This window comes from candidate division WOR-3 bacterium (genome assembly GCA_039801905.1).
In the GTDB taxonomy this organism is placed as follows: Bacteria; Hydrothermota; Tepidihabitantia; order Tepidihabitantales; family JBDRVQ01; genus JBDRVQ01.
Window position 1 is genome coordinate 1 of record JBDRVQ010000048.1, and the last position, 9,558, is coordinate 9,558.

Genomic DNA, 9,558 nt, shown 5'->3' on the forward strand with positions numbered 1-9,558 from the left:
AAAAGACTTGACGAGGCATATCGTAAAAAGTATAGTCTTTCCATAGAAGACGAAGAATGAAAAGTATCCAAATTATCAACAAAATTTACATCCTAGCTATGGTAAGATTTTATTTTGATGAAAGACGCCAGCACTTCGTTTGGGAAAGTGAAAAATCTCCGCCCCAGGGGGGAGGAATACCCAAAGGTCTTTATATGCCCTTTTTAAACCCCTTTCCCAAAAAGACGGCGTCACCGAAATTCTTCACCTCTTTAATTTTAAGGGGAAAAGAGAGAAGATAGAAGAGGAGAAGACTGAAAACAGCAGGCAGGAAGACTAAAAAAGGGGGAGAAAATTTGAACCTTTGTAAAAAGAGAAAGGTCCGATGGGAGAAGAATCCCAGAAGAAGCGAAAGGAGGAAAATTTTAAAAAAGAAGGGGATGAAGTCTTCTTTGAATAGAGGGCCAATCCGTCGCCGGAGGATGAAATAAAGGAAGGCGGTGTGAAGAAAAGAAACTAATGAGGTCGCTAAAGGGAAAGAGAGATAGCGGAGGATGCGCATCAGATTTAAATTTAAGAAAATATTCAAGGCAACAATGAAGGCGGCGATTAGAGCCGGGGTCTTTGTATTTTTTAAGGAATAAAAGATGGAGGCAAAAGTTCGGACACAAGCCGCGGGAAAAACAGAAAAGGTGTAAAGAAAAAGGGCGCGGGCGGTATAGAGGGTATCAAGATTGGTAAATCGCCCTCGCTCGTAGAGTAATTGGACCACCGGATAGGAAAGGCCGATTAAGATTGCCGAAACCGGTAAGGTAAGAATGGAAGTCAATCTTATCGCCTCATCAATCTTATCTTTTAGTTCTTCGGCACCAACAAAAGAAAATTCCTGTAAGGCAACCGTTCCTACCGCTACTCCAAAAAGGCCAGCGGGAAGGTGCATAATCCGGTAAGCATAATTAAGATAGGTGATTGACTTTTCCTCTAAAAAGGTGATTAAAAAAGTATTGACCGCAAAATTCACTTGGTAACCGGCGAGACCCAAAACCATCGGAAGCCATAAGGAAAAGACCCTTTTAGCCGAACTTTCCTTCAGGTTGAAATACAATTTATACTTAAACCCCTTGCTTTTCAGAGCCGGAATTTGAATAACTAATTGGGCGATGGCACCAAAAAGAACTCCATAGGCCATGGCGTAAATTGGGTCTTTATTCCAAAAACGGAATAGGGAAAAGGTGGCGAGGGGGATAGTTACGGAAACGAGATTAAAACCGACCGGAGCGATTGCTGGAATAAAGAATTTACCGAAGGAGAGGAGAATGCCCATCACCAAGGAGGCGAGAGAGACAAATAGTAAAAAAGGGAGCATAATCCGGGTAAGGTTATTAGTCAATTCTAATTTTCCAGGAACATTCTTATAACCCATCCCTAAGAAATGAACAACCGAAGGGGAAAAGAAGATTAAGAGAAGGACAATCCCCCCGACAAAAATTAAGATGATATTGAAGAGATTGGAGGCGAAACGCCATATTTCATCAGAAGGCTCTTTCTTCTTTAATTTTTCGCAGAAGGTGGGCACAAAACTTGCTGAGAGAGCTGCCTCGGAAAATAGATCGCGGAGAAGATTCGGGATGCGAAAGGCAACCTGGAAGGCATCGGTGGAAGTTGATGCCCCATAGAGATAGGCAAAGACCGATTCTCGTAATAAACCGGTAATTCGGGTAATTAAGGTGCCCAAGGTAAAAATACTCACCTTTCTTATCATCGGGCTTCAGGGATAATACCCCTTTATTATCTTTTTAATCTCTCTTAGATTCTCTCTTACCCTACCCCCCGAAAAGATGGCGGAAACGAAAGCCACCCCCGCCACCCCGGTTTTCAAAACTTGAGGTAAGTTTTTCTGATTGATCCCCCCAATTGCCACAACAGGTAAGGAACTCCTTCTCACAATCATCTTCAACCTTTCCAAACCGATCACCTTGGCCTCGGGTTTGGTCGGTGAAGGAAAAACTGAACCACAACCCACATAATCGCAGCCGCTCCTTTCGGCAAAATTTAAATCTTTAAGATTTCTCACTGTCGCTCCAATAATCTTCTCTGGTAAAATCTCCCGGGCTCTTTCTAAGGGGATATCCTCTTTTCCTAAATGAACCCCGTCCGCTCCGGAGGCTAAGCAGAGGTCAACCCGGTCGTTAATTAAAAAGAGGACTTTCCTTTTTACCTTCTCTATCCCCTTTTTTATCTCCTCCGCTTGCCGGAATAATTCCCAACTGGAAGCGTCCTTTAGGCCGCGGAATTGAATGGCATCAGAAGCGGTAGCCAGAAGAAAACCCAACTCGGATAAGGGAGGGATTTTACTAAAAAAATTCGCCAAACTTCCAAAATCCAAAATTGCATAAACTCGGAGGATGAGCCTCTTCCCCCATCTCTGAATAAACTCCTTCTCTAAGTCGTAAAGGAGAAAACGGATGGCTTTAAAGTCGGGTCGCTTCTCTAAACGGGGAAGTTTAATCCCACTGATTTTAATAAACTCTTCCAAAACCCGAGAGGCTTCTTGCGCCCTTTTGATATTCGCCAGAAAGAGAGCACTAATCTCTTTTCGCTCTGTCCAATCAAACTCCCTCCCCCTTCCCAAGTCCCTTTCCGAAAGGCGGAAAGGGATAACCTCTGGTTCAATTTTTTTCATTAGCGGTAAGAGGAGAGAGCGTATCTTTCTCAAAGAGAAGAGAAGTTTCTGGTCTTCGTAATGGAAGCGAAGTAAATCTTCACATACTTTGAGTCCCTCCCTTAACCGATTGAGATTGACATCAATTATCCGGTAGTTCATTTTCTTTTTATGAGAATTAAAAGAAGTTTTCAACGGCGCTTGGGAAAAGAGTGGGTAACCTTCGCTTTTCCCGTGGTATCGGTAACAATAGTATAAAAACCACCGGTTGGTTCCTTGGGGATGCTATCAATAAATCCGGAGGCGAGTAGTTCCCCTAAGGTCTTTGGATATTTCTTATATTTTCGGTAGTACTGATCCAAGCCCTTTTGGAGGTAATCAATATCCTCTTCCCTTTTGATAAATTTTAACCCCCGGCGGGCAATCTTTTTCATCTCTGGATTTTTGGTTGACTGGTATAAATCCTGGAAGATAATTTTGCCAAACTCCCTTCGGTTTTCCGATTTTCCCCAACTAAAAGCCGCCCAGCGCTGAGAGATGCCCCAAGTCTCGGGCATCTTGCTTGTCAAATAGAAATAGTCTCCCGCTTTTACGTAATCTTTGAGAATCATATAGTAAGTGAAGGCGATATCAAAGGGTAATTCCCACCGCAGGGGATTAAAACGCATCCCCCGGCGGAGAAGTTTTATCGCCTCCTCTGGTTCACCGGCATCCCAAGCCAAAGTCATCCCCCCAAAGCGATAGGCACCAACAAATTTTGGGTCAAGTTGGGTTAGGATATTAAAGATATGGCCAAGCCAGGTGTAGCGCCGGTCGGTCATTAAATGGTGCCCGTAATACTGAATCGCCCTCAACCAAATCAGATCGGCGATAAGATTTTCGTATTCAATCACCACAGGTTTTAAGAATTTTCCCGATGGAAAGTAAGCCAATTCCTCCACTAATAACTCTCGTAAAGGCTTCTTCCTTTTTTGGTCAATAATCAGTTGGAGGCGGGCCACGGTGAATAACCAGGAAAGAATAATGATCAGACTGAGGAAAAGGAAGCGCCTCTTCATCTCAGAGGTCTTTTCTTTGGAAGATGAGGGTAGCGAGGAAGAGGAGTCCCGCGGTATAAATAACACCGTAGACCAGAGTAAAGATAATTACCCCTAAGGGTATGGGCACATTGTGCACCACCATCCCTTTGATATTGAAATTGGCGAGGTTGGGCAAAAGATAATAGAATAGGTTTGCCAAGAAGGTGAGGGCTGGATTTTTAACCATCGCGGCGAACGCTTTCAAATCTCTTGTTAAGTGGCCAACGAAATAGAGAAGGAAGGTGAAGATGGAGGCACCGATCGGTGTGACAAAAGTGGAGAAGAAGAGAGCTAGGGCGGTGATGATGGAAAGTTCAAAGATGAGAAAGAGGAGGGGCAAAAGGAGGGAGAAGTCCGCTGGGATTCTTGTGAAGAAGAGGACGAGGAAAAAACCGATGGCTAAAAGGAGAAGGGAGATAAAAAGGACCAAAAGTAGGCCAAAGAACTTTCCTAAGATGAATTCCCACCTCCTTATCGGCTTGGCGAGAACGATATAGATTGTCCTCTTCTCAATCTCTTTATAAATCAACCGGCCACCGACGAAGATGGCGATGAGGACACTGACGAGATTTATTGCCGAAAGGCCTAAGTCTTTAATTATCTTACTCTCTTCGCCCAAGGCGAGGGGTTGAACAATTTTGGCACTCGCCATCAGGAGAAGACCGAGGACGATAAGGATGATGAGAATCTTATCCCGAACCGATTCAATAAAGGTATTTAAGATGACGGGCTTTATTTTCATAACTAACGAACAAAGCTCATAAAATACTCTTCTAAGGTCTTGCGCCTCGGCACGACGGAAACAATCTCCCCTCCGGTATTAACGAGATATCTTATCACCTTATCCCTCTCTTCGGGTGTAGAAACGATAAACATCACTTTCCCGTCGCTTTTCAAAACCCGCGCCGAAAGAGTGGCTAATTCTTTTTCTTGCTCCGGCGAAAGGTTTTTAGCAGTGATCTCTATTGATTCAATCTCCTCAGAGAGGATCTCTGCCGTCCGTCCCACCTTTAATAACTTCCCTTTCACCAAAATTCCTACCCGGTCGCAAATCATCTCGGCATCGGAAAGGATATGGGAGGAGAAGAAGACGGTCTTTCCTTCTCTCCTTAAATTGACAATGATATCCCTAACCTCTTTTCGGCCGATTGGGTCTAAACCACCCATCGGCTCATCAAGAATCACCAGTTCCGGATCACCCAAAAGACTCTGGGCAACCCCAATTCTCTGCAACATACCCCGGGAGAATTTTCCCAACTGGGTATTTTTAGCTTCCGTCATATCAACCAATTTTAACAGTTCGTCAATCCTTTTCTCCTTAGTGTCTACAACCTCGGCACAAAAAGAAAGAAATTCGTAGGCGGTGAGATAATCATAGAAATAGGGTGATTCCGGGAGATAGCCGATTCTCTTCTTAATTTTCGTATCCGTCGGACTTTTCCCAAAAACGGTAATTTTCCCGGATGTGGGCTTGATGAGACCTAAAATTAACTTAATCGTTGTTGTCTTACCGGAACCATTCGGACCTAAAAAACCGAATATCTCCCCTGGGAAAATCTCTAAGTTTAAGGAATCCAGAGCCCGAATTTTCTTAAAACCCCCAAAACCGACTTTATAATCCCGCGTGAGGTTTTCCGCTTTAATTACCGCCATTTTTCATTATAATAAATAAAATAGAAAAGTCAATCTTGATTCTCTTTCCCTTCCTCCCTTTTAATCTCTTCCAATAACCTTAAATCTTCGGGAGAGAGGGGGGCATTTTTTAAGAGGTCGGGTCGGCGCAAGAGGGTTCTTCTTAAAGCCTCTTTGCGCCGCCATCTTTTTATCTTTTCGTGGTCTCCCGAAAGGAGGATTTTTGGTACTTCGTAGCCTTGGTAATTAGCTGGTCTTGTGTAATGGGGGGCATCCAAAATTCCGGAGACGAAGGAATCAGAAACGATAGATTCTTCATCTCCCACCACCCCGGGAAGGAGCCGGACCACTGCCTCCAAAATTACCGCGCAAGCCGCCTCACCTCCGGAAAGGATGAAGTCCCCAATTGAGATCTCGTCGTTAGTTAAATACTTAACCCTTTCATCTACCCCCTTATAGCGACCCGAGATGAAAATGAGATGTTTCTTCTGGGATAACTCTCTTGCCAGATTTTGATCAAACCTCCTGCCGGCGGGAGAAGTAAGAATAATATAGGACTCTTCCTCTTTTATTGCCGCTACGGCGCGGAAGATGGGCTCTGGTTTCATAATCATCCCACTTCCTCCACCATAAGGGTAGTCGTCAACCGTGCGATAGGAATTATCAGCGAAATCGCGGAGATTAATCAGAGAGATACTTAAGATTTTTTTCTCTTGGGCGATTCTTAATACCCCGGTTTTGAGAATCCCGGTGAAATATTCGGGGAAGATCGTAACAATATGGCAAAGCATACCGAATTTCCCGGCGGGCAGGATGGTAAATACATTAGACTATTCCAGTATTTCTAACTGGGCTCTCTTTCCTTGTTTCATTGCCGCGGCAGAAAGAATCTGCCGGATCGCTTTGGCGGTTCTACCCTCCTTACCAATTACTTTACCGTAGTCGCCTTTTTCGACCCGGAGTTCTAAGATGAGGGTTCGCTCACCGGATATTTCTTTGATATTGACCTTATCCGGGTTATCAACGAGCGATTTTGTGATATTTTCAACCAATTCCTTAAGCGGCATCATAGTTCACCTCCTGTATCTTTTTTCTTTTTAAGTAGTCGGTTTACTATCTCTGTGGTTTTTGCCCCACAGGAGAGCCAGTAGGCAACCCTTTCGGTGTCTATTTTCACCTCCTCTTTGAGTGGGTTATAGTAACCGACGGCTTCAATGTATTTACCATCCCGTGCCCGTCGGGAATCGGTAACTACTATCCGATAAAAAGGGAAGTTTTTCCTTCCCATTCGGTTCAGTCTTATCTTAACCATCTATAATGAAAGATAATAAAAATTTGGAAAATGTCAAGGGTAATTTTTAATAGACTCATGAGTATTATCTGTTAAACTTGCTAATCCCTTAGGATTAATTTTTAGGCCTCCTAAGGGTAGTGGACAGGATTTTTCCTCTAAGTGAAATCCTCTGCTTGCTCTATAAAGATCTACCTTCTATAGAAGGCATCTCTACCCGTAATTTTTAATTCTTTTATGCCTAATTGGTAGGGGTCGTAGTGATATTTATGAATTGCTACTCCCGGTGCGTAAAAGGAAAACATATAAAGGCCATAACCACCTTTTTGAAGTCGTATGGCATTTTCCAACGAAACGGAATGCACGAGAAATATCTCTCGGTTTTTGATTCTAAATATTGGTCCACTGATACCATTAGGTTCTAAATCTTCTGTTAAGTCTTCTTTTTTTGCCTCCACGAGCCAATTATTTTTATAAGTGAGCTGGGGACCTAAACCAGTGAGGATTACAACCTTATTGGGAAGATTAATCTTAGCGATTCCTTCCCTTAGATATTCCAACTCTTTACGCATTAGATAATCCTCAATTACAGTTCCCCAAACCGGTTTAAGAGTTATCCCCCATCGTTCACTCCGCTTTATTTGGAGACCCAAAAAGGCAGAGGAGAATATCAGGATGCCAACCAAAATTAATTGCCTTTTTGATAGCCAGTGGGCTATTAAAAGATAGAAAAAAGGTATTATGGGAATCAGATAGGCTGTTTCATCGGAGTGGCGAAAGAAAAGTAGAAGAAAAAGGATAAGCGTCGCTCCTTTGAAGATAAAAATCGGAGATTTACCCTTTAAGTCTTTTTTGAGAGATTGTAGAATATTTGAGCGGTTAATCAGAAATATCAAAATAATCCCAATAGTAGCAATTGGTCCAAAAAGCAGAATTAGATTGTAAATCGTCCTTTCCCAATATAATACCGGATTATGCCATAAAAGTGAAGTTGGGATATTAAACATCTCAAATCGGTATCTAATAAATATCGGTAAGTAAAATATCAACCCAATCCCAAGACTCAGGATAGAAAAAAAGAATATCTTAGATATTTTATCTCGATTTAAGACAAAGAAAAGAATCAGCGATACGAGTACAAAAGCATTGGATAGACGGAAACCAATCGCCAGCCCCAAGAATAAACTGGTTAGAATATAGTTCTTTTTGGTCGCGTAGAGATAGGAAAGAATGAGACAGGCTAAACCGGGAATATAGTCGAGGGTTGTGACGGCATTGACTAAAAGAATAGGAGTGAGAGCAAAGATGCTGACCAAAACCATATTATTTATTTCTTCCTTTACCAATTGCCAGAAGGCAAAAATTGACAATCCGAACATTACCAGAACAAATAGGTTTGAACTAATATAACCTCCCAAAGGGTAGATAATCGTTAGGATATACTCAAAAAGAGGATTGCCGGGAAGCCTTGACGGTTCGTATACCCCGGTTTCCCATAGAACTTCTGCTTGCCGTAGTCCCCCCAGGCATCCCAATCGGTGCCGCAGTTGATAAGAGCGCGGGGAACCGTCATAGTGCCTACCAACGTCAATAAAACCATAATCAAAATTAGGTTTCTTTTTGCCACTACTCACCTCCGACATCATAATTTTGTATTGTACCCATACCAGCGACCTTGTCAACGGTAACCGGCAAAGGTCACAATCTCTAAACTCCGTAAGATGGTTCAGGCTTGCTTCCTGATTTCGTTCTCAATTAGAACTCGGGTTAATTCTCTTATTAGGCTTTTCTTTAGACTTCCCTTTACTATCCCAATTAGAATTTCCTTTACTTATCCTATTATTCCTTCTCTTATTCTCAAAGTTAGCCCCTTAATTACTATTAGGATTGGACTAAGGATTAAGCCATTTATTAGACCAATTATTAGACTGCCAATTAAGCCCATAATTAGACCCCCGATACCATCCCCTGTATGCTTCACCCAATTTTATAAAGATAATCCCCTCCGGTTTGAGGGAGGAGAGAGTGGGGAGGAGGAAGAAATTTTTAGGTCAGTTTCTCCGTTAATGCCTCCTTAATTTCTAATAGGACTTCTTTGGAAAGACCTTTATTTCTTACCCAGTCTTCAATTATAAAAGGAATTTCCTCTTCTCGTTTCTCTTTTACGAGTTTATAAATCTTTCTGCCGAAGGCATAATAGGCAAAATGATAAATAACCGAAATCCCCCGCCGCTCTAAAATCTCTTTCACCTTCTCTTCCACAAATAGAATATAGTCCGCTATCCCTTTTAGATATTTCCTTTTTGCTTTGGGATAAAAAAGACTATATCTTCTTGCCATCTTCTCCAATCTCTTAATCGGGTCTCTTTTTATGGATATTACGAGTTTCGCATTCCGCATTCCGATTTTCATATCTCCTCCGGTAAAGTTATGCCGAAGATATCAACCCTTATCCTTTTTAGGATATTTAGGTCTAACTCTCTTCCTCGCCATTTCCCTTCCCTAATCCTTATCTCCCGGAATAAGGGAAATCCCGCATATCTCTTAGAAAGGCTATATAATTCCCGGGCATAGCAGAGGTAAGAAGGAATAAGACTAACCGGTATGTCATATTCACTTAAAATCGCCTTTGCCTTTGTCTCAATCTCAAAAATCTCTATAAAATAGGCGCCAATCTGTGATACCATCTTCTCCTTCAATTGGGCAAGGTCTCTTCCGATAATCTCCGGGTCTAATTTAGATTGATACTTCTCTACCCTTCTTAAAGCATCTCTCATATCACACCTCTCTTCTTTTCGGGGTTGGGATTAGAACCCAATACCCCCTACATATAAATAACGGAAATACCCCCCATTTTCTGACACTAAATTTCCTACTTTTCTAAGTCTTTATCTCTCAAAGACTTATTGGCTTTT

Annotated in this window: 11 protein-coding genes; all 11 read right to left on the reverse strand. The window is 42.3% G+C overall.

Annotation, left to right across the window (positions count from 1 at the left end; genetic code table 11):
• Positions 1 to 190 precede the first annotated feature (190 nt).
• Entirely contained in the window at positions 191 to 1,741 is a 1,551-nt protein-coding gene (murJ, locus tag ABIL00_07720) for a murein biosynthesis integral membrane protein MurJ (GenBank protein ID MEO0110646.1), read from the reverse strand.
• Positions 1,742 to 1,747: 6 nt separating this feature from the next.
• Complete coding sequence (gene thiE / locus ABIL00_07725) at positions 1,748 to 2,803, reverse strand: thiamine phosphate synthase (protein MEO0110647.1); 1,056 nt, start codon at positions 2,801 to 2,803, stop codon at positions 1,748 to 1,750.
• A 29-nt stretch (positions 2,804 to 2,832) separates the two neighbouring features.
• On the reverse strand, positions 2,833 to 3,699 hold the full coding sequence (locus tag ABIL00_07730) for a hypothetical protein (GenBank protein ID MEO0110648.1): 867 nt from the start codon (positions 3,697 to 3,699) through the stop codon (positions 2,833 to 2,835).
• Position 3,700: 1 nt separating this feature from the next.
• The gene (locus tag ABIL00_07735; protein ID MEO0110649.1) at positions 3,701 to 4,462 is read right to left on the reverse strand and encodes an ABC transporter permease subunit; all 762 of its coding nucleotides are present in this window, start codon (positions 4,460 to 4,462) and stop codon (positions 3,701 to 3,703) included.
• Positions 4,463 to 4,464: 2 nt separating this feature from the next.
• Positions 4,465 to 5,373: an ABC transporter ATP-binding protein gene (locus tag ABIL00_07740; protein MEO0110650.1), complete on the reverse strand. Its 909-nt coding sequence runs from the start codon at positions 5,371 to 5,373 to the stop codon at positions 4,465 to 4,467.
• Positions 5,374 to 5,402: 29 nt separating this feature from the next.
• Positions 5,403 to 6,143: a tRNA (guanosine(37)-N1)-methyltransferase TrmD gene (gene trmD, locus ABIL00_07745; GenBank protein MEO0110651.1), complete on the reverse strand. Its 741-nt coding sequence runs from the start codon at positions 6,141 to 6,143 to the stop codon at positions 5,403 to 5,405.
• Between the two features lie 39 nt (positions 6,144 to 6,182).
• Positions 6,183 to 6,422, reverse strand: coding sequence for a KH domain-containing protein (locus ABIL00_07750; protein MEO0110652.1), 240 nt, complete (start codon positions 6,420 to 6,422; stop codon positions 6,183 to 6,185).
• Positions 6,419 to 6,664, reverse strand: a complete 246-nt coding sequence (rpsP, locus tag ABIL00_07755; GenBank protein ID MEO0110653.1) for a 30S ribosomal protein S16 — start codon at positions 6,662 to 6,664, stop codon at positions 6,419 to 6,421. Before rpsP ends, ABIL00_07750 begins: the two co-directional genes overlap by 4 nt.
• 170 nt (positions 6,665 to 6,834) lie before the next feature.
• Positions 6,835 to 8,325 (reverse strand): hypothetical protein, encoded by a 1,491-nt coding sequence (locus ABIL00_07760; GenBank protein ID MEO0110654.1) that lies wholly within the window; start codon positions 8,323 to 8,325, stop codon positions 6,835 to 6,837.
• Between the two features lie 364 nt (positions 8,326 to 8,689).
• Positions 8,690 to 9,055, reverse strand: a complete 366-nt coding sequence (locus tag ABIL00_07765; protein ID MEO0110655.1) for a hypothetical protein — start codon at positions 9,053 to 9,055, stop codon at positions 8,690 to 8,692.
• Entirely contained in the window at positions 9,052 to 9,420 is a 369-nt protein-coding gene (locus tag ABIL00_07770) for a hypothetical protein (protein ID MEO0110656.1), read from the reverse strand. Before ABIL00_07770 ends, ABIL00_07765 begins: the two co-directional genes overlap by 4 nt.
• Positions 9,421 to 9,558: the final 138 nt, after the last annotated feature.